We start from the raw sequence: 20,980 nt of genomic DNA on the forward strand, positions 1-20,980 counted from the left end.
GGCGCAATGCGTTATGCGTGTCCCCGTAGGGGCTGCGCACGCCGACGAGTCCCGTCGCGAACTGGTCGAGGTTTGTTTTGCCGACCGGAATCGCTCCGGCCGCCACCAGCCGCTCCACGACGGATGCGTGCACCTCCGGCACATAGGCATATTCCGCGCAGGCCGCCGTCGTCGGCAGACCCGCGACGTCGATGTTGTCTTTCACGGCAAAAGGAATCCCCCACAGCGGTGCCTCCTCCATCCGGAGCGATGTCAGCCGATCCAAGTAAGGCTGAACAAACGTCATGTCCGGCGGTGTAATCCAAACATTCATCTCACGCTCCGCTTCCGCACGCGCCACAATCTCGGCAACTACTTGTGCAGGCGTCAATGTCCCGTCCATGTACTGTGAGCGCAGCCCGTCGATCGTCATTTCCCTTGCCTCATTTTCGCTGCTCATCCTACATCCCTCCTTCTTCACGCGGACTCCGCAATGCCCACAAGCAGTTGCCCGGCATGTACCTGATCCCCCGGCTTCACCCCGATCAGCGAAACGTAACCGTCGCAAGGCGCGTGCTGCGGGAACTCCATCTTCATGCTCTCCAGAATCGCAAGCTGATCGCCCTTCTTCACCTGTTCGCCCGGCGAGACGAGCACTTTCCATACGCTGCCTGGCATAATGCCTCGAACCGCCACCGTCCCCGCCGGCAGCTCATCTTCCGGCGCTTCCGCCGCTGTCTCCTGCTCAGAGACATACTCCGCAAGACCTTGCGCCTTCCAGCTTTCACGCTCCGCCTTGAAGGAAGCCCGCTGCTGCGAGCGGAACGCATCTGCACTCTCCTCGATCTCCGCTAAGAATTGCAAATACTCACCCAAATCGAACGTCGTTTCCTCAATCTCCACTTCGTACCGACCGCGAGGGAAATCCTCCCGCAATTGCAGCAGCTCCTCGGCGCTCACTTCATAGAACTGAATTTGGTCAAAAAAGCGCAGCAGCCACGGCTTCCCCGCCTGAAAGCTCGCCGTGGAACGCAGTTTGTTCCACATCTGAATCGTGCGGCCGACGAACTGATAGCCGCCCGGCCCTTCCATGCCGTACACGCACATGTACGCGCCGCCGATGCCGACGGCATTTTCCGGCGTCCACGTCCGTGCCGGGTTGTACTTCGTCGTGACCAGACGATGGCGAGGATCGACCGGCGTCGCTACCGGCGCGCCCAGGTACACGTCACCAAGTCCTAGCACCAGGTAATTGGCGCCGTAGACGACATTTTTCACCTCTTCGATGCTGGCCAATCCGTTGATCCTGCGGATAAACTCCAGGTTGCTCGGGCACCACGGCGCATCCGGGCGAACCCCTTGCTGGTAGCGCTGAATCGCAAGCTGCGTCGCCGGGTCGTCCCACGACAGCGGCAGGCGCACGATCCGTGAAGGAACGCGGAACTGCTCCAGCGGAGGCAGCTCGCTGTCGATGGCGACGACTTTGTCGCACGCCTCGCTGACCGTCATTTTGGATGGGTCAATATGAATTTGCAGCGAACGAATGCCCGGCGTCAGATCGAGCACCGGCATGTCGCCACGCTCCTGAATGGCCTGCATCAACGCCTGTACTTGAAAACGCAGCAGCAGATCGAGCTCCAGCTCGCCGTACTCCACGAGAAGGTTCTGATCGCCGGCGCACCGAATCGTAATCGGGAAGCGGCGCCCCTCAGCCGCATAATAACGAATCGGGTAGTCCGGCGTGATTCCGCCATCCACTTGCGGCAGTGCCGTCCCTACCAACCGTTCAAAACTCCGTCCGCCAATCGCCTGCAAATTGCTCTCTTGCACCACGCGCAGCTTCTCTGCTTCCTCAAGCGTCAGCAGATGGAAACGCACGCTATCCCCCGGATGCAGCTGCCCCAGCTTCCAAAATTCCGCCGAAGCCGTCGTCACCGGACACACAAAGCCGCCCAAGCTCGGACCGTCGGGGCCGAGCAGAATCGGCATATCCCCCGTCAAATCCAGCGTACCCACCGCATACGCGTTGTCGTGAATGTTCGACGGGTGCAGCCCCGCTTCGCCGCCATCCTCCCGCGTCCAGAGCGGTGCAGGCCCTTTGAGCCGCACACCCGTCCGCGAGGAATTAAAGTGGACCTCCCAGCTCGTCGACGTAAGCAGCTCCAGATACTCGGGGCGCAGGAACTCGCCCGTGCAGTGCGGCCCCGGCACGACGCCGATCGTCCATTCACGCGTCATGGCAGGGCGGTGCGGCGCAGCCAACTCAGCCGCCGCAATGACATCCTGCGCTTCATTGACGCCAAGCACATCCCCGGCGCGCAGTGCACGGCCGCCGTGTCCGCCGAAGCCGCCAAGCGTGAACGTCGACGCGCTGCCGAGAATTTTCGGCATATCCAGACCGCCGCCTACGAGCAGGTAAGTTCGCATGCCTGCCTTGGCCTCGCCGAAGCTTAGCACCTGCCCGCGCTTCGCCAGCACTGGCGTGTACGCCGGCACAGCCTTACCTTCCAGCTCAGGCTGCATATCCGCGCCGGTGATGCAGAACCACATGTCGCTGCGGAACTTGTAGGAGCCGCCTCGCAGCGTCATTTCGAGCCCGCTGGCGTCATCCCCGTTGCCGAGCAGCTTATTGCCGATGCGGAAAGAGAGCGGATCCATCGGTCCGCAAGGCGGAACCCCGACATCCCAATGGCCGATGCGGCCCGGGTGATCCTGCACCGTCGTTTGGATACCGCCGTCCACAACTTCAAGCGCCCGTTCCTCCGGCTCGAAGGTGTTCAATAATTGCGTATACACTTGACCACTTAGGCACGCCTCCTCCTGCAAAAGCGCCCGCACATACTGCAAATTCGTCGTAATGCCGTACATCCGCGTCTCCGCCAGCGCCGCCACCAGCTTGCGGATGGCATCCAGACGGTCCGTACCGTGTACGATGATTTTGGCCAGCATCGGGTCGTACAGCGTCGTGACCGTCAGCCCATCGCGCACCCATGTCTCATTGCGGGCACGCTCCGAGAATACTGCGCGATCCAACTGTCCCGCACTCGGGCGGAACTGCTGCAAGCAGTCCTCCGCGTAGATGCGCGCTTGAATGCTGTGCCCCACCGGCTCATGCACGAGCGCCGCCAAATCGGTCAGCTCCCCCGCCGCCTCGCGAACCATCCATTCCACGAGGTCGACGCCGAGCACTTCCTCGGTCACGCCATGCTCGACTTGCAAGCGCGTGTTCACTTCAAGGAAGTAAAACGCCTCTGTCGCCGGATCGTACAAATACTCCACCGTGCCGGCGCTGCGGTAGCCGACTTCCGCCGCCAGACGGCGGGCCGAGGCGAACATCGCCTCCCGCACCTCATCGCGCAGATTCGGCGCCGGACTCTCTTCAATGACCTTCTGATTGCGGCGCTGAATCGAGCAATCCCGCTCGCCGAGCGTCACGACCTCGCCCAACGCGTTGCCGAAGATTTGCACCTCAACGTGGCGCGCGCGGGCGATATATTTTTCAAGGAACATGCCGCCGTTCTTAAAATTCGCCTCCGCCAGATGCCGTACCCCATCATATGCCGCCCTTAATGCCGCTTCGTCTGCACAGACGCGCATGCCGATGCCGCCGCCCCCGGCGGTGCTTTTGAGAATAATCGGGTACCCGATTATCGCCGCTTCGCGCAAGGCCTCCTCCAGCTCCGAGATCAGCGGCGTCCCCGGCAGCATCGGCACCCCGGCGCGCTCCGCGATCTCGCGAGCCGAATGCTTGAGCCCGAACATGTCCATCTGCTCCGGCGTCGGGCCGATGAACACGATCCCTTGCTCCCGGCAGGCACGGGCGAACTCCGCATTTTCGCTCAGGAAGCCGTAGCCCGGATGAATCGCCTCCGCCCCGGTTTCTCGCGCCGTCCGGAGGATCAGCTCCATATCGAGGTAGCTCGACTTCGCCGGCCCCTCGCCGATCAGCACCGCCTCGTCCGCGCCGTCCACGTGCAGGCTGTCTTGGTCAGCTTGGGTATAGACCGCTACAGATTGTACCCCCAGCTTCCGCAGCGTTCGTTCAATGCGCACCGCAATGGCTCCGCGATTGGCAATCAGGACTTTGGTAAACATGTCAGCCACTCTCCTTTTTTCCGTCTCCATTCTCTATTCCAAAGGGTTGCACACGCCCTATTTCTCCCAAATCAGCACTTCAATCGGCGTCGGATTGTACGCATTGCACGGATTGTTCAGCTGCGGACAGTTCGAGATCAGCACCATCGCATTCACATGCGCCTGCACTTCCACATAGCACCCCGGCCCCGACACGCCGTCATCAAACTTCAGCCCACCCTCCGGCGTCACCGGCACATTCATAAAAAAGTTAATATTCGGCGCCAAATCCCGCTTCGTATACCCCCCGCCATACTGCGCCAGCTGCAGCATAAACGTATCGCGACAGTTATGCATCGCCAATTTCTCATGCGCATAACGCACCGTGTTGCTTTGGGCGGAGCAGGAGCCGCCAACCGTATCATGACGTCCGCACGTATCGGCGACGATCGTCAGCAGCTCCTTGCCCGACTCGGCGCGAAGCACAGAGCCTGTGCTGAGATAAATGTTGCTTTGACCCGCAATCGTCGCCACCGCACTGTAGTGATCATCGGGCTCATCCGCATCATAGAACAGCGTATCCGCCGCCTGATTCCCCTCGAGATCGACGATGCGGAGCACTTGCCCTTTTTTCAGTACATGCATCCAGCCATCTCCCGCCGGAATGACCTTCCGATAACTTGCTTCCTCTATTTGCCGAGAGCTCTCCACCCGATTAAAAACAGCCATTGTTGTTCCTCCTTTGACCTCTATATCGCCTTTCGCCTGCAGTCGGCTCCACCCGTTTCCTCATTAACCTAGCAGCAGATGATAGTCCCATGTATTCTCAAAAGCGCGCCGGTTTTCCGGCCGATAATTCAAGCAGTAGTCGTCCTCGCCCACTGGCTCCGCTTCCAGCACCTCTATGCGCACCGGGACGGCAGGGTACTCGCTTCTCGGATCGAGCGGATTCGGCGTATTGGAGATCAGCAGCAGCGTATCCAGCTCCGTCCGCAGCGTCACCGTCGCCCCCGCCGGGCAGTGGTTCACTTCATAATGCATATCCCCCGCAAGATCTACCGCAACTTTGGAAAAAAGGTTCACCACCGGCATCATATCCCGCATGCTTAGCCCGCTGCGCACCAGTTCCACCGCAAAATTCTCCTGCCCGCTCCGCAGCCATTCATTGCGGTGTTCCTGAAAACGCGTCGCCCCATACTTCGCATCCGTCGCCGCCCTGCTCGAGTACCCGCTCAGCGGATCATGCCACCCCAAGCTGTCTTCAACGATGCTCGCAAGCACTCGGCCATTGTCGCTCATGAGCACATTTCCTCTCGTCAGATGGGCCGTATGCTGCGCCTTCAAGGTATCCGGCATATTGTAGCGCTCCGTCACATCCTTCGCGTGGAACAATTGAATCGCTACATTCGCACCGGCTTCCAGCGCCGTGAATCGAATGAGCTTCCCTTTGCCGATCGTTCCAGACCATTTGCCTCCCGGTAGTATCGTCGTGCTCCAGCTGTTTGCCATGCGAACCCTCTCCTTTGGTCGTAGTCGGTAAACAAAAAGGGAGACATCATAAGACGCGTGCGTCTTTGACATCTCCCAGGTTTTTATCCTTCCGTGTCACTCCGGTAAGCCGAAGCGGTTTACTCTCGGACCAGTCCCGGCATACTGCGCCGCCAGCGGAACCCTAGTAAACATAGCGTATTCGGTTTTTGTGTAATTAAACATAACATCATATTTGAAAAAGTGTCAACGAAAATTTCGTTTTGCTTTAAATTTTGTATTCCTCTTCCCACTTCCGCCAACATGTGTTATATTAACTAACATATAAGTTCGTCTGATAACATTCATCACATATATGTTTTCTAGGGTTCCGCGAGACGTGCCGGCCGGGCGTCTTGGTCTGGTCCGAGAGAAAACGCACAGCCTGCCTGTGTTCACGGAGGGACAAAAGCCCGGGAGATCGATCTGCTCGCCAGATCATCTTCTTGGCTTTTTTTCATTGCATGTTCCGCGTGTATGCAAGACTTACCAACCGTTAAAGGGAGTGTTCCATCATGACAACCGAAGTTACGCTGCGCAAATCGCTGAGCTTGTATCAAGTCGTATATATGGGCCTAGCCTGGATGACCCCCATGATTTACTTCTCTATCTACGGCATCGCTTATGAAAATGCGGGAGGTATGCTAACACAGGCGTATCTGTTAGCGTTTGTCGCAATCTTTTTCACCGCGTATAGCTATGGCGTCATGTCCAAAACGTTCCCAACTTCAGGCTCCGCCTACTCGTATACCGCAAAGGGCATCCACCCTTACCTCGGCTTCCTCGTCGGTTGGGCGCTGCTGCTCGATTACTTCTTTTCCCCGATTATCGCCTGCCTGACCTTCGGTATTTATCTGCATGCGCAATTCCCTGCGGTCCCGGCCGCCGTCTGGATCATTGGTCTGAATCTCGCGCTTGGGATCATCAATGTGATCGGCATCAAATTCTCAGCTAACCTTTCTAAAATATTCGTTTGGATTCAAATTTTGTTTATCGCCCTGTTCTGCTTCTTTCTGGGACGGGGGTTGTCCGGCGGTGGGGATATTCATGTGTTTCAGCCGCTGCTGCAAACGGATGTGCCTTTCGGGACGATTTTGGCAGGCGCTTCTATTATCTGCTTCTCTTTTCTGGGCTTTGACACTGTGACGACTATGGCAGAGGAAACCGTGAATGCGCAGCGGACCATTCCCCGGGCCATTATGATCATCATCATCTCTGCTAGCGTGATGTATCTCGTGCCGTCTTTCCTGACACAACTCGTCTACCCGCACCTATCGTTCGTGAACGCCGACTCCGCCGGTTTTGAACTCGTAAAACTCGTAGGCGGTGCAGGCCTTAGCGCTATTTTTATCACCGTGCTGATTATGGCTATTTTCACGCAAGGCTTATCGTCAGTGACTAGCGTGTCACGTCTGCTGTTCGTGATGGGACGCGATGCCATTCTGCCCAAGCAAGTGTTCGGCTACCTCCATCCGAAATTCAACACACCGGTCTTTAACATCGCCATTGTCAGCGCCGTTTCCCTGCTTGCGCTCGCGATCTCGCTGGACAGCGCCGTCAAATTCGTCAACTTCGGCGCGTTAACTGCTTTCTTTTTCGTCAATGTCTCCGTCATCGCGCAAAAGTACGTCAAAGAGGGCCGGCGTTCGGCATCCCAAACGCTAAAATACCTCGTGCTGCCGCTGCTGGGCGCCGGCTTCATCGGCTACCTGCTCTCGCTGCTGGACCGGGACGCCCTCTGGATGGGCGGTGTCTGGGTCGCGCTCGGCATCGCATACCACCTGCTGCGGACGCGCCGCGCAGCAGGCGCGGCGCCTGCGCGGTCGCCGCAGACAGGAAGCCCCCGCGCGGTAAAATCTTAAAAAAGGAGGTGCCTCGGGTAAAGAGGCACCTCCTTTTTTGGGGCATTGCGGCGGCTCCTCGACCACCACTGTTCACACACTCCGCCAACTTCATACCACATAAGCTCGGACTTCGCACACCTCTCTTTAAAACTAGCTGCTCTCACCGGCTTTCCCCACCAACAGGCGCTCTCAATCATCAATTCCTTCGTACTCCGCCAACTTCATACCACTTAAGCGCGACCTTCGCACCTCTCTTTAAGACTAGCTACTCTCCCCGCCTTTCCCACCAACAAGCGATCTCTATCGCCAATTCCCTCGCACTCTGCCAACTTCACATCTCATAAGAGCGGTCTACCACCTCTATTTCCTCGGATTTGTCCAATTCAACAAAAATAAGCGCGGTAAACCGCGCTTATCCTCTCGAAACTAGCCCTATTTCTATCACTTCTTGGCAAATAGAAGCGGTTCACCACTTCTATTTACTCTCCACGGCTCGTTTCCGGCCAAATACGCGTGGTTTGCCCCTCTTATTTAGCGCGGCAGCGAATTCCGAATTGCTAAGAGGGGCTAGCCCCCTCTAATCTCACCTTTTCGGCGTATTAAGCAGGGCCAGACCCTCTTACCTTCAGCCCAAGACCCCTTTTCGAGCAAATTCCAAAACACTAAGAGAGGCTAGCCCCCTCTTATTTGGCCGCCAGCGTACCCACGCAACCGCAGCCGAGCACCGCCGGCACCTACTTCCGGTCCGCCGGGAACACCAGCCCGATCTGCCGTCGGGCTTCGTCCATAATCGCCATCGCAGCGAGCGAAGCCGCATGGGAATTCGTCGCCGACTCCAGCTCGCCGGCCTGGATCAAGCGGATGAATTCAGCGGCCTCGTAGCGCATCGTGCGCTCACCTTGCGGCCGCGTCAGATCTTCCACGGAGCCGTCGCGGTAGCGGATCTCCACGCGGCCCGGCTCGTTGATGCGATCGATGATCATCGTCGCATGCTCGCCTTGAATTTCTGCCGGCTGGTACGAGCTCGAGATTTTGGAGTGCTGGATCACAGCATCCATCGACTCGTAACTCAGCAGCAGGCTGCCCTCGCCGTCCACGCCGGAATCCAGCAGGACACCGGTGGCTTGCACTTTTGACGGAGCCCCGAACAGGACTACGCATGGGTAGATGCAGTACACGCCGAGATCCATCATGGATCCGTTCGAAAAAATCGGATTAAACGCATTCAACACCGTCCCCTGCTTATACGCATCGTACCGCGAGGAGTATTGGCAGTACCCTGCCGAATAGCGGCGGATTGGCCCCAGTTTGTGCAGATTTTCCTGCACTGCCTGAAAATTCGGCATCAGCGTCGACTTGAGCGCCTCCATGAACACCACTTTGTTCGCCCGCGCCGCCTCGACCATCGCCGTTAGCTCGGCCGTATTGGACGCGGCCGGCTTCTCGCACAGCACATGCTTGCCCTGCTGCATGCACAGCACGGCATACTCCGCATGCAGCGAGTTTGGACTTGCAATATATACGGCATCGAACGTATCACTGGCCGCGAACGCCGCCAGATCTGTAAACCGATGCGGAATGTCAAACTTGCCCGCGAACTCCGCCGCCTTCTCCTCCGTACGCGAATACACAGCAGTTAACGCAAATTCCCCCGTCTCCTGTGCCGCTTGAATAAACGCCTCCGTAATCCAATTCGTTCCTATCACTCCAAAACGTATCATCGTTTCTCAAGTCTCCTTTTTTCCTTCATTCCAACTAACCCTATCAAATTCAGAAGCAGAACTCAATTCATGCCGACTCAAGCGATGGCGCCCTCAGATCAAGAGCGGTGCTCCATAGCTTGAGGCAAGGGAGTTTGGAAAAAAGGAATACTAGAACGTTGGAAAACGATATTGATCCACCTCCGAGTCTCAGCTTGCCCTGCAACGCATCCAATTGTATGGACATCTTACTTGGGCGGATGTAGCTCGGGGTGGATATAAGACAATTTGGAAGCCGCAGTGAGCTTCTGCATTGTTGTACTCGTACGAAAGCCGTTGGGGAAAATGCGTACCGGTTGTCACAGAGCTTATTTAGCCTAAAACACGTCATTTCAAATTGTAACGGTTGCCACAGCGGCTATTTAGGCCAAATCGGCCAGTTTTCGCTGGTTTTTTAGCAAATAAGCGCTGCTGCAACCGTTAGCCTTGGAAAAGTCGCGTTTGGCACCAAATAGGCGCCAGGGCAACCGTTAGCGATCTGGTCATCAAGACAGGTGCGCTTCCACTATTTTAGAATCGTTATGGAGAAAACTTAGACCTCTGAGTTTCCTGATACTGGATCCATCCGTCTCCGTGCAACCTATTACTGCAATGATTCACCTCAGCAATTCCTACTACTGCAACGATCCGCTTCAGCATTTCCTGATACTGCATCGCTCCACCTCAGCATTTCCTGATACTGCACCCATCCACCTCAGCATTTCCTGATACTGCATCCATCCACCTCAGCGTCTCCTATTACTGCATCGCCCCATCTAAGCATTCCCTGCTACTTGATCCATACGCTTAGCATGACCAACTATCGCTCGATCATCTTTACAGCACGAGCTGAGCATCTCGAAACAACGAAGGGTCCTTCGGCGTCGTTCCGACTCCCGATCCCCACTGCAAGAAACCATCGCGGGAATCGCCCGTGGAGCCCCGATCATCGTCATTGACTAAGAACGACATGCCGATCGTCCCCGTCGGGGGCTCGCTAAACCCAAGCGAGGTCCACGGAACAGAAATGACATAATGGGTGGTGGTGCCATTTCGAGTAATTTGAGCTTGAGCGCCTTGCGTCGGTCCCGCCTGCTGGCCAGCCGGCGCAGCGAAGGTGTAGACCGCCGGTCCGCTGTCGAGAAGCGCTGCTCCGAATTCAACGCGTTGACCGCCCGACTGTCCCGGAATTCGGTTGTAGGTGCTGAACTGGATGGAATCGGTCTGCCACATGGTATTTGGTGTGCGGGCACCAAAGTGTTTGTCATCTGTAATGACAGCGTCGAGGATAAGTGCATCGCTCGTGTAGTTCATCTGCAGTTGCCCGCTCAGATCGCTGTTATTGCTGCGCGTCCCTAATAAGGATACCCAGGTGCCTTGTGTAACCATGTCAATGGCAGGCAAGGTTTGGTGGTTCGCAGGCTCGATGGGCGCGTATGAAATAGATCCGGATACAGCGTCTGAACTGCTCGCACCAGCGACGGATACGCTATAATTGAGCGCGTCGAACAACGGGATATTAGAGAGCGGTACACGCATCATCGTGGTCCCATTGCCAGGGACACTGTACACCGTATCCGTTACAGTCCCGGAAGCCGGCCCTACTTGATAGGTAACCATGGTCGGCGCGAAGGCACTGGTTCGATTATTCTTCAGCGTGATATCCAAAAAATAGCTTCGCGATGTCGCATCCGATGTGATCGTCGGCTGAACGCTGATCTCGAATGGCTTGACGACAGTTGTCGTTGCCTTCAAGCCGGCAACAAGACTCGGCTTGCGCCTGCCATTGCCCTCGTTCCCAGGTTTCACCTTCGTCACGTCTACCGCCACCGTCCGTGGCCCCAAAAGCGTAGTTGCAGGTACGTTGATGGTCGTGCTTGTTACCTTGCCCGGGGAAGTGCGCAGTGTCACAGGAAGCGCCCCGTCGGCTACGATCGTCAACTCATTGGGGAGATACACCTTGTGATTGGATCGATCGGCCGTTACCGTAACAGGGATCGTATCTCCTTTGATCGACTGATCGGCGACTTTCAGGGTGACCGCAGACGGCGTCACACCCAAGCTGTCCACGTTTCCTGTTACATAGATGGGACTTTGATTAAGCGTCAAAATGACCGTGTCGTCTGTCGGATTGATCGTCTGTTCAGCTCCATACTCATTCGTAATCGTAAGCGGCTGAGAAGTATGCAAAGCAACCGTCTCCGAGCCCGTGGACCACATCACTCGCGTCGTCACGCCTCCCCCCGTATAGGGATAGGAATAGGCGGTAGCTGAACCGAGATCTTCGCGAGTCCCAAGGTTTTTCCCTGTCACCGCTCGAATAAGAACGGCGTTGGTGACAGCTCCGGGCTTCGGAATTACGCCGGCTACACCAGTAACCGGTGGTTTGAATAGACCAAAGTGATGCTCTCTATTCGTGGGATCTGTACCGTCATCCATGGCCGAGTACCAGCTGAAAACGTCCACGCCGCCTGCCATGGCCAACACCTGGGCACGCACCAGATTATCCGCTTGCTGAGGCTCCGTGGAGGCGGCGGCATACGTCGGCCAACCGTTCTCCGTAATCCAAAAAGGGATGTGCCGATTTCCGGCCGCCTGCTTCACCTGCTGCACCAACGCAGGAAGCTTCGAGACCAACAGTGTGTGCTCGGGCGGGGTGTTTGCCCCCTCCAAAGCGTAGCCGTAGACATTCGTCGCGAACGTATCAATGTAGTTCATGCCGCCTGCAGCGAAAAAGGCACTATACCAGTTCTCATCAAACGTGGTTGCAATCGGGCCCATGACGTTCGCGTCCGGGTTTCCTTCGTGAATGGGTCCGTACATGGCCTGAAGCAATTGCACATAGCAGGCTGCGGTAATCCCGCATGCGCCGTTGTTGAAGCCCGTGCCATTGAACTCGTTATAGATATTAAAATCGCTGACCTTGCCCTTATAATGCTCGGCAGCCGCTTTCCCGAATTGACCGAATGCAGCCAGGCCAGCCGGGGAGCTCGGCGTTTTTCCGTTGTCATAATTCGCATTGTTGTAGGCAAGCACCCCCTGCGGCGTCATTCCGAGAGCAAGCGCCTGTTGAGACTTCGCTTCGAATCCATACTCGGCCCAGTCGTAAACGCCAGGCTGCTTTTCAATCAGCGACCAGTTAATATCGCTGCGCACATGGCCGTAGCCGATGGTCGCCAAAGCATTCATCAGCCCATCTTCATAGCCTTTGTAGTGATTGAAATGGGTATCGATTCCAAAGAAGGAATCGGGGCTCAGCGCGCCTGCCGGCGTCGGGGTCACGATGCCAAACGTTGTGGTGCGCGTGACCAGCTGATCATCGATCATACTTGAGAACGTGAGGTTATAAAATCCTGGGCCGAGATCCTCCACAGATAGCGTACCATGTCCGTTAGCGCCTACAGGGATAGAACCCGAGCGAAGACTCACGCCTTGATGGTCGGAGATCGCATAAGAAACGGCATCGCCCACCGTGCCGAAATCCAGCGATGCGGAATCGGTTGTGAAGAGCAGGCTCGGGTTCATCAAAGTGAGCGTCGGGGTCGTAGCAAAAGTAACCCGGATACGAGAGAAACAGATTTCAGGGATGGAACCGCCCAGGCTGTGAACACGCAGACGGAAATCCGCACCGTTCGTCCTATTAGCGAACTTAATATCACTCAGTTCAAAGAGCTGAGTCTTCCAGGTCTGACTGCCGCTCATGGGCATCCAGGGGGTTGCTTGGAAGGCGTTGCTCTGTCCGTCATACTCGATAGCCATGGTAGTGGCCGCCGCATCAAAGTAGTCCACAGCTACAATGGCGTAAGTCGCGCCCGCAGGTTTCGCAGCACTCGCGACATCCACATAGATGTAGGGGTTTAACGGATTTTGCGATGACGTCCAGCCCGCCGTGCCGTTTATGATCCTCGCTGCGTGCGCCGGATCTTTGTCCGCATCGCCAGGCCAAGCTTTTGTAACGCCGCTGTAAACGGGGGGAGAGCTGAGAATGACGTCTGCCTGCGGCTGGGCAGCACTGGCCTGGGGTACCCCCCATCCTAGAATACTAATGAATAAAAGCAAAACAAGCATCAAATGGATTGTCCTCAGTACACGCTGCCGCCCTCTGAGGACGGCGGAGCCGTTTATCTTTGTAATCATCACATTCACTCCCTTATCTTCGCTTAGAATCCAATTCCAGACAAACTGTAAGCGCTTTCTAAATTGAGCTGAAAATTCTGCACGTTAACAGCCTTGCAACGTTCGTGCAGGAACAGCCGGTTGCCCAGGATCGGTTGTGCATCCCGCTGTTCCTGCACATGAAATCATTTACTCTGCCCAAGATGGGCTCGCAGGCATCTGAATCCGCTCAACACCCCCTTCTACAAATTGACCCCGCAGTTGGAGAATAAACCGGATGTGGGCGGGCTTAACGTCCCGGACATCCTGAAGCCCCTGGAACACGCAGATCGCAGCTGCGGTTCCTGCCGCCTCCCCGATGGCGCTGACCGAAGCCATGATCCGGTAGGAGCTGTGCGCTTCGTGAGTGCCGCTGATGCAGCGGGAACTGAGCAATAGATTGGCGCAGCCCTTCGGAATAAGCGAACGGTAGGGGATATGGTAATAGCCGGGCTCGGGGATGCTTTCCAGCCTCGTGGCGCCTCCATCCGGACTATGAATATCCAAGGCATAGGCGCATGCCGCCACCATATCTTCAAAACGCCTGCTCTGCAGGCAGTCCTCTGAGGTCAGTTCATATTCGCCGACGATGCGGCGCCCCTCCCGAACCCCCAGCTTCGGCGCAATGTAATCCAGCTTGGCCTGATGGAAGGCAGGATGCTGCCTAATCGCCTCGAATAACTCCTGCGCCTGCCGAATCCCCTCTTCTTTGCCGCTGATGACACTGTCAGGCCGAGTGGGGTCTACATCCAGGACCGATGTCGAGTTGAACAGCAGCGCCTCCCCATTCGGGTAAGGAAAACACGTGACACCTTGCCGGGGATTGCCGGTACGCCCGGCCGCTTTCATGTCGAGGTAATACGGCAGCAGTTCCTTGCGCAAGGAATGAATGGCCGACCATTGCCGGATATCCGGCTCCTTCAGCAGGGAGCGGTCGATGCCGCTGACCTTGAAGGTAGCGGTAGCGGACTGCAGCTTCCCGTCGCCTTCTCTGCCTAAGCTGTACGCCATCCCCGCCAAGGCGGACAGATTGCCGTCGGCTGTGGCATCCAGATAGATCTTGGAGGTAACCACAGCAGTTCGGTTTCCCTGGACATGCAGACGGACAATTCGTCCGTCCTGCTGATCTACCCGGTAAACCTCACAACCGGTCCACAGCGTAAGGGTAGGTTCGGCAGCCAGCAGACTCTCGTACGCAGCCTTCAGTTCCTGCTCATCATATGTAGGAACAAGCTTCTCGCTGTAATGTGTGTAGGCGGCGGGAAACAGTTCCCGATGAATGCCGCCGGTAATCGGTTTTCCCCAAGAATCCCGGAACGTGCACACCAAGGATACGCTGGAGAATACACCTGTCCCTCCTACTTCCTCGGCTTGCTCGATCAGCAGCACACGCATCTGCAATCTTGAAGCAGCAAGCGCTGCGCTTATACCTCCGACACCCGCGCCTGCGATGATAATGTCAAATTCCAAAGCCGTTTTGTTCATCCCCGTAAACCTCCCGCACGTAACACTTTACTGTTCATGGCATACCTCATATTTTTGAAAAGTCTCCATTATTTCTTAGCTTGTTTGGCGTACAGCTCTGTATATTCTTTCATCAACTGATCTCCGCCCTGCGAGCGCCACTTCTCCACTTCTTTATTGAAGCCCGCTTCATCCAGGGTTCCCATAATGAATTTGACGCGAGCATCGGCAATGATCTTGTTCAGCTCCGTTCCTTTATCTACAGCAGTCTGAGAGATCAGAGGCTCTACGGGATTGGAAACGGCAATCGCCTCGTTGTTTTTCAGCATAGTACGGAATTTGTTATCCGCTTCGCCTTTCCCCTTCCAGATCATGAGCGAACCGTCATAAGTAGGCAGTTGTTTAAGTGGAGATACCTCATTCGCATAGGCGGTCTGGTTAGAGATGGCCGGTTCACCATCCGCTCCTTTCGTGAAGTGGACGCCCTCGATCCCCCACGTCCAGGTATACATCATCGTGTCGTCGACGATTTTGTCGAAGAAACCGAGCAGTCGCTTGAGCTCTGCCTCCGACTTGACGGTCGCTTTCGGGAATACGAACATGCCGTTATATCCGGTCGTGGCAAACACATGCTCACCCGTTGGTCCTTGAATTCTGCTAACAATATCAATCTTGGCGGCAGGATTGGCTTTTTTCAGCTCATTGCCTCCGGTAATCACAAAATCTAGGGTCGTGAACAACATGCCCGCCTTGCCTTGATAGAATTGCTCCTGTTGCTTACTGACCTTGGTTGCCGCGAAATCCAGGTTGATCAGCTTTTCGTCATACAACTTCTTGTAGAACTTCATCGCTTCCATATTGGCGTTCGTCATAAACATGGGAACGGCCTTGCCATCCTTGATCTCCCATTGGTTGGGCGCTCCGAAGTAGGCGGCAATGTTCTGAAAGCCGGTAAGCCCCATTGAGCTTGCACCACCGGAATCCTCGGCTTCTACGAGCCCGAAGGTATCATTTTTGCCATTGTGATCCGGATCATTTAAAGCGAATGCGCGAATGACCTTGTAGAGATCATCAATCGTCTTGGGCTGCTGCAAGCCTACTTGATCCAACCAATCCTGGCGAAAAGCAATGCCTTGCCGCGCCAACGCTCTGGCTCGGTATAATCCGTAAACTTTACCATCTACGGAAATATTGTTCAGCACCTGCTGATTGGTGTTGTATTTGCTCAGGTTCGGAAACTCCTTGAGATAGGGGCCAATCTCCCAGAACATGCCCGACCGCTCCGCATTGATGATGGAAGAGGACTTCGTATCCGCAATCATCAGGACCTGAGGCAGATCACTGGAGGCGATGGAGACGTTGACCTTGTCATTGTAAGCAGACGCTGGAACCCACGTGGTTGTAATCTTGGAATTTGTATATTCCTCGATTCGCTTGATGATCGGATTATCCGCCTTGGGAGGCTCCGTCGACGTATAACTGTTCATCATCGTGAAGGTCAAGGGTCCGCTTGGCGTTGCGCTCGGCGTCTTCGCTCCCTCCGCCTGATTGCTGCTGCCGCACGCAGACAAGCTGGAAGCTGTCACAATCGCTGCGAAGCCCGTTAGAAATACTTTGTAGTGTAATTGTTTCATGTCTTACTCCCCCTCATATTGAAGATATTGTATCAAAAGATGAGCCTATTCATCCTTTAACCGAACCGAGCAGCACGCCCTTGGCGAAATGCTTTTGCAAAAATGGATAAAACGCAAGAATCGGAACCGTTGAGAACACGATAACCGCCATGTTGATAATCTTGGACGGTGGCGGCGGCGCCTCGTTCATATCGGACAACCCTTTCTCCGACAAAATAACAATTTGTCTTAACAGCACCTGAATGGGCCATTTCTTCGAATCGTTAATGTACAGGATTGCGCTCAGGAACGTATTCCAATGCGTGACAGCGTAGAACAACGAAAAGGTCGCGATAGCCGGCAAAGATAGAGGAATGACAATCCGAAATAAAATCCCGAGGTCGTTGCAGCCGTCGATCTTGGCCGATTCCTCCAACCCATCAGGCAGCTGTTGGAAGAAGTTTTTGATGATAATCATATTAAAAGCACTGATCGCGCCGGGAATCACAAGCGCCCAGTAGGTATTCGTAAGGTGCAACGCTTTCACCATCAAAAAGGTAGGAACGATACCGGCGTTGAACAACATCGTGAAGATCACCATGAGCATCACGGGACGGCGTCCGTACAAATCTTTGCGAGCAAGCGGGTAGGCCATCAGCACCGTCAACAGCAGGTTCACAAGAGTCCCTGCCACCGTGATTCCAATCGTCACCGCAAGGCTGCGCAGCAGGATTGGCGTGGAGAAGATGTAGCGGTAGCCCTCCAGCGAGAATTTCGTCGGAAACACGAGAAAGCTTTTGGCCAGCACCTCTTGCTCGGTCGCAAAGGAAATCAAAAGGATATAGATAAACGGGATGAGCATCACAGCCGATACGACCAGCAGGATGGCAATGTTCGTCCAATCGAATAGCCGGTTTCCCCAGCTTCGTTGTAGTGGATTCATCTTAATACACCCCTTCCTCACCAAATTTTTTGGCCAGCCAGTTGGAGCTGATGACCAGCACAAAGCCGATCACCGACTTGAAAAGGCCGACAGCCGTACTGAAGCTGAACTGCCCTTGCGTAATCCCTGCCGTATAGACATAAGTGTCAAACACCTCTCCGACCTCACGGTTAATCGGATTCAGCATCAGAAAAATTTGCTCAAAGCCCGTGTCCAAAAAGGTACCCAACCGGAGAATGAAAAGAATGATAATCGTCGAGCGAATCGCCGGAATCGTCACGTGCCATAGCTGCCGCATCCGGCCTGCCCCGTCCATTTTGGCGGCTTCATAGAGTTGGGAATCGACGCCTGCCAAGGCGGCGAGGAAAATAATCGTTCCCCAACCTGTTTCCTTCCATATCACCTCCAGTGTAATCATCGTTCTAAACCAGCCTGCACTGGTCAGAAAATTGATTCTGTCTCCCCCCACAGCCATGATCGCTTCATTCACCAGCCCGCCGTCGATGGTAAAGAACGTATAGGCGATGCCGACCACCACGACCCACGAGACAAAATGGGGAACATAGATGATCGTCTGAACGACGCGTTTGAATTTTTCCCGACGTACTTCATTAATCATGAGTGAGAGCAGAATTGGCGCAGGAAAAAAGAAGATAATGTTGTAACCCGCCAGCACCAGGGTATTCCTCAGCAGCATCCAGAACGCCGGGTCATGGAACAGCCGCTCAAAGTGTTTTAAGCCCACCCATTTGCTGCCGAGAAAGCCAAGATACGGTTGGTAATCCTTGAAAGCCAGAAGAAGCCCCCACATCGGCGCATATTTGAACAATAAGAAGTAAAGCACACCGGGAGCCAGCATCCCATACAGCCATTTGTTCTTCCATATCCGGGCCCGAAAATAGGATTTCTTTGGCGTGACAGCAGCCATTTGAAGCACTGCATTCTCATTGGTTGAATTCATGTCCTCGATTCCACCTTCGTGTTTCGTGTCTTTTTTGTGCGTACCTTCACGATAAGCGGACCGCCCACGAACGTCTATAATCGAGGGATAATCATTAGGGAGGATATTTGCATCTATAGCGGTAATAAGCGGTTATAATCACCATCACGTGTGGCATAATCATACCCGCAGCAGCACAAAAAGGCCCTCCAACGAAGGCAAGAGACCTATCGCGGGAGGGCTTTGGGGACGTTCATATTTTGTGCTGGCCGTTCAGTTCCCGGTATTGTCCCGGTGTCATGTTCTCCATTTTGCGAAAAAAACGAATGAAATTTTGCGGGTTCGTGTAGGTTAATCGTTCTGCGATATCCCCGATCCGCATATCCGTCTCAATCAGCCACATCTTCGCCATCTGCAGGCGGTAATTTTGCAAATATTCGCTGAAGCTAATCCCTTTTTCCCTGCTAAAAAGCGGCCCCAAATGGTTCGGGTGATAATTTAGTTCCTTGGCGCATGCCTCGAGGGTAATCTCGGTGTCAAAGCGCTGTTCGATCAGCTCAGTAATCTGATCGGATATTTTCTTGGTGTGAGACTTACGCTGCTGCTCCAGTCTGCCCATGATGGGGGCAATGACAACGTCGCTAAACCACTGGCGAATTTCCTCCTGTGATTCCAGATCAAGCAGTCGATCAAAAAGCTGCTTTTCCTGATCAGGCGGGAAGGTATCCGCGGTCGCCTCGGACTGCCCAAGCTCGATCAGCATCGTGTACAGCCTGACCAGCGACATTCGGTATTGGCGCCAGTCGGCTTGCTCCTGAAAAATCAGTTCAATGCACCGTTCCAGCAACTCATCCGACTTGGTTCGATCCGCCAGTTTAACGGCATCGTACAAGTCTTTGGCCGCACGGTGCGGGAACACACTGGATACCAAATCCTCAGGCTGGACATCATCGATAAACAGTACGGATTCCGGTCCAAAACGAATCCGGTAGCGAAGCGCCTCTAGCGCCTGCTCCGCAGAGAGAGCAATATCGATGAGCCGCTTGTGGGGAAGGCTGATGCCAATGCTGATGTGCAGCTTCAAGTACTGAAGCACGGTTTGTTGAATAAGCTCCGCCAAAGCAAACAACCGGTTCTTGTACGCCACATCCGTTGCTCCGGCGCCGCCGACAACGGTAATCTGAGATTGCTCCAGCACCACAGGGTCCAGCCGCTCCTCGCCTGGAATCAGCTCGCCAGCAATGTTGGCGATGGCGAATAGGAGCAAATCACGGTCATTTTCATTATAGGGGGATCTCTCTAGCGAATCGATCTGAATCGCAAGTACGGCATGCCACTCCCAATCGGCCGAGTAGCCATACTCTCTCAGCCTAACAGCGAGCTCCGACTCTCTCTCCTCACCACGAATCAGCTTCATGACGAAAAACTGCTTCAAATCCCGAACTTGCCCCGTAAGCTGGGCCGAGAGACGGGATTCATTCTGCAGCATAGCTTGCAGCCGACTACCGATCATGGCAAATTCATCAGCGCGAGCTTCTTTCGGCGGTTCTCCGAATCGGTCCGTCATCGTGGCGACCAATTGTCCAACCGGACGGTAAAACGTCCGGGAACCGAGCAGCGCCAGTCCGCCGGTGACAAGAACCGTGATTAGGCATACGATCAGCGTAACCCAGCCGATTGTACGGGAATCCTGGGTAATATCCTTGATGGAGATGGCAGATACGTACATCCAGCCATTGTAGCTGGACTTGCGCAGAATGACGCTGGTGATATCCCCATCCAGCTCCACATTGAACTGCCCTTCCCTGTCATTTCGCTTGTGCATCTCGGCAACAAGCTGCCCTAAGCCGAATTCTTGAACCTTCTGATCGCTTCGGGACAGCAGACGGTAATCCTTATCCATCACCAAAATGCTGCCGATCCGGTTGTCGGCTGCAAGAAGCCCCGCCAGCTGCGATTCCGCAATGGTTACAATCGCCAGTCCATCCGCTTTCAGCGAATTCAGCGGAATTTTCTTCACGAGGCTAATGCTTGGCGAACTTTTGTCCTCATCGGTTACCCACTGAGAAAAGGAGGGAAGCTTCTCATACCCCAGCAGTTGATCCAGATTTCTGACTTCGTCGAACGTAAAAATATTATGATTATCGACGCCCCACCCACCTTTTAAATTGAGCACCGTCATATTGTTGATCGTGAGTTCAAAGGTTTGGCTGCGCACCATGTTCTGGTACATTTCGTTGTACACCTGATAGTGCGACGCTGAATAAGGCAGCGCCATCGCATTCATAACAAGCGGCGAGCTGATATACTGTGTGACCGAATGGTCGATGGTCTTGAGCACTTGCTCCATACGAAGCTGCGTTTGCTGGAGTGTCGCCATACTGCTCTGGTTGACCTTATCCTGAACGATCGAAGAGGCTTTGTCATAGGAAATAATGCCAACGATGATGGCCGGAATCGAGCCGATCAACAGACTGTATATGAGGAGGCGGGTGAAATATTTGCTGGCACGAAAGTTCATTGCATCTCCCTCTTATTCCGTTCTTCCAATGATTCTCCTATTATAGAGACGAGGCTGGAGGAAGTCCATAATCAGGGCATAATCATTAGAACGGAAGATCGGGTCAGGTTAGATGATTATACTGCGTCATATCAACTTCGTCTTGACACGAAACCTTTTGGTTTCGTATAATCCTTTTATG

12 protein-coding genes and 2 riboswitches are annotated in these 20,980 nt (G+C 54.7%); of the genes, 1 reads left to right on the plus strand and 11 read right to left on the minus strand.

Features of this window, described 5'->3' with window-relative positions; translation table 11 throughout:
* The 4 genes from EJQ19_RS23595 to EJQ19_RS23610 all read right to left on the minus strand — a co-directional run.
* On the minus strand, window positions 1-439 hold a 439-nt coding region (locus EJQ19_RS23595), incomplete at its 3' end, for an amidase family protein (protein WP_241243061.1).
* A 17-nt stretch (window positions 440-456) separates the two neighbouring features.
* Window positions 457-4,074: an urea carboxylase gene (gene uca / locus EJQ19_RS23600; protein ID WP_126143705.1), complete on the minus strand. Its 3,618-nt coding sequence runs from the start codon at window positions 4,072-4,074 to the stop codon at window positions 457-459.
* 57 nt (window positions 4,075-4,131) lie between these two features.
* Window positions 4,132-4,782 (minus strand): urea amidolyase associated protein UAAP2, encoded by a 651-nt coding sequence (locus EJQ19_RS23605; RefSeq protein ID WP_126143706.1) that lies wholly within the window; start codon window positions 4,780-4,782, stop codon window positions 4,132-4,134.
* Between the two features lie 63 nt (window positions 4,783-4,845).
* A complete protein-coding gene (locus EJQ19_RS23610) occupies window positions 4,846-5,562 on the minus strand; it encodes an urea amidolyase associated protein UAAP1 (RefSeq protein ID WP_126143707.1) in 717 nt (238 codons plus the stop codon).
* Window positions 5,563-5,632: 70 nt separating this feature from the next.
* A riboswitch (guanidine-I (ykkC/yxkD leader) is annotated at window positions 5,633-5,740 on the minus strand.
* Window positions 5,741-5,892: 152 nt separating this feature from the next.
* Window positions 5,893-6,002, plus strand: a riboswitch (guanidine-I (ykkC/yxkD leader).
* 93 nt (window positions 6,003-6,095) lie between these two features.
* Here EJQ19_RS23610 and EJQ19_RS23615 point away from each other — a divergent pair.
* Window positions 6,096-7,442 carry an APC family permease gene (locus EJQ19_RS23615; protein ID WP_206438477.1) on the plus strand — a complete coding sequence of 449 codons (1,347 nt, stop codon included), beginning with the start codon at window positions 6,096-6,098 and terminating at the stop codon, window positions 7,440-7,442.
* A gap of 716 nt (window positions 7,443-8,158) precedes the next feature.
* Here the strand turns inward: EJQ19_RS23615 and EJQ19_RS23620 are convergent.
* The 7 genes from EJQ19_RS23620 to EJQ19_RS23650 all read right to left on the minus strand — a co-directional run bounded on the left by EJQ19_RS23620 (window position 8,159) and on the right by EJQ19_RS23650 (window position 20,799).
* On the minus strand, window positions 8,159-9,145 hold the full coding sequence (locus EJQ19_RS23620) for a Gfo/Idh/MocA family protein (protein ID WP_126143709.1): 987 nt from the start codon (window positions 9,143-9,145) through the stop codon (window positions 8,159-8,161).
* Between the two features lie 855 nt (window positions 9,146-10,000).
* On the minus strand, window positions 10,001-13,300 hold the full coding sequence (locus EJQ19_RS23625; protein WP_126143710.1) for a hypothetical protein: 3,300 nt from the start codon (window positions 13,298-13,300) through the stop codon (window positions 10,001-10,003).
* Between the two features lie 168 nt (window positions 13,301-13,468).
* Window positions 13,469-14,803, minus strand: a complete 1,335-nt coding sequence (locus EJQ19_RS23630) for an FAD-dependent oxidoreductase (RefSeq protein ID WP_126143711.1) — start codon at window positions 14,801-14,803, stop codon at window positions 13,469-13,471.
* 68 nt (window positions 14,804-14,871) lie between these two features.
* On the minus strand, window positions 14,872-16,416 hold the full coding sequence (locus EJQ19_RS23635; protein WP_126143712.1) for an extracellular solute-binding protein: 1,545 nt from the start codon (window positions 16,414-16,416) through the stop codon (window positions 14,872-14,874).
* A gap of 49 nt (window positions 16,417-16,465) precedes the next feature.
* Entirely contained in the window at window positions 16,466-17,338 is an 873-nt protein-coding gene (locus tag EJQ19_RS23640) for a carbohydrate ABC transporter permease (RefSeq protein ID WP_126143713.1), read from the minus strand.
* Between the two features lies 1 nt (window position 17,339).
* Window positions 17,340-18,266 carry an ABC transporter permease gene (locus tag EJQ19_RS23645; protein WP_241243062.1) on the minus strand — a complete coding sequence of 309 codons (927 nt, stop codon included), beginning with the start codon at window positions 18,264-18,266 and terminating at the stop codon, window positions 17,340-17,342.
* Between the two features lie 265 nt (window positions 18,267-18,531).
* Entirely contained in the window at window positions 18,532-20,799 is a 2,268-nt protein-coding gene (locus EJQ19_RS23650) for a helix-turn-helix domain-containing protein (RefSeq protein WP_126143715.1), read from the minus strand.
* Window positions 20,800-20,980: the final 181 nt, after the last annotated feature.

The organism is Paenibacillus whitsoniae, from assembly GCF_003955665.1.
Taxonomy (GTDB): domain Bacteria; phylum Bacillota; class Bacilli; order Paenibacillales; family NBRC-103111; genus Paenibacillus_E; species Paenibacillus_E whitsoniae.

Coding starts and splice junctions, on each gene's coding strand:
- EJQ19_RS23630 (WP_126143711.1), bottom strand. CDS start 14,803: ATGAACAAAACGGCTTTGGAATTTGACATTATCATCGCAGGCGCGGGT.
- EJQ19_RS23635 (WP_126143712.1), bottom strand. CDS start 16,416: ATGAAACAATTACACTACAAAGTATTTCTAACGGGCTTCGCAGCGATT.
- EJQ19_RS23620 (WP_126143709.1), bottom strand. CDS start 9,145: ATGATACGTTTTGGAGTGATAGGAACGAATTGGATTACGGAGGCGTTT.
- EJQ19_RS23605 (WP_126143706.1), bottom strand. CDS start 4,782: ATGGCTGTTTTTAATCGGGTGGAGAGCTCTCGGCAAATAGAGGAAGCA.
- EJQ19_RS23610 (WP_126143707.1), bottom strand. CDS start 5,562: ATGGCAAACAGCTGGAGCACGACGATACTACCGGGAGGCAAATGGTCT.
- EJQ19_RS23650 (WP_126143715.1), bottom strand. CDS start 20,799: ATGAACTTTCGTGCCAGCAAATATTTCACCCGCCTCCTCATATACAGT.
- EJQ19_RS23625 (WP_126143710.1), bottom strand. CDS start 13,300: ATGATTACAAAGATAAACGGCTCCGCCGTCCTCAGAGGGCGGCAGCGT.
- EJQ19_RS23615 (WP_206438477.1), top strand. CDS start 6,096: ATGACAACCGAAGTTACGCTGCGCAAATCGCTGAGCTTGTATCAAGTC.
- EJQ19_RS23645 (WP_241243062.1), bottom strand. CDS start 18,266: ATGGCTGCTGTCACGCCAAAGAAATCCTATTTTCGGGCCCGGATATGG.
- EJQ19_RS23640 (WP_126143713.1), bottom strand. CDS start 17,338: ATGAATCCACTACAACGAAGCTGGGGAAACCGGCTATTCGATTGGACG.
- uca (WP_126143705.1), bottom strand. CDS start 4,074: ATGTTTACCAAAGTCCTGATTGCCAATCGCGGAGCCATTGCGGTGCGC.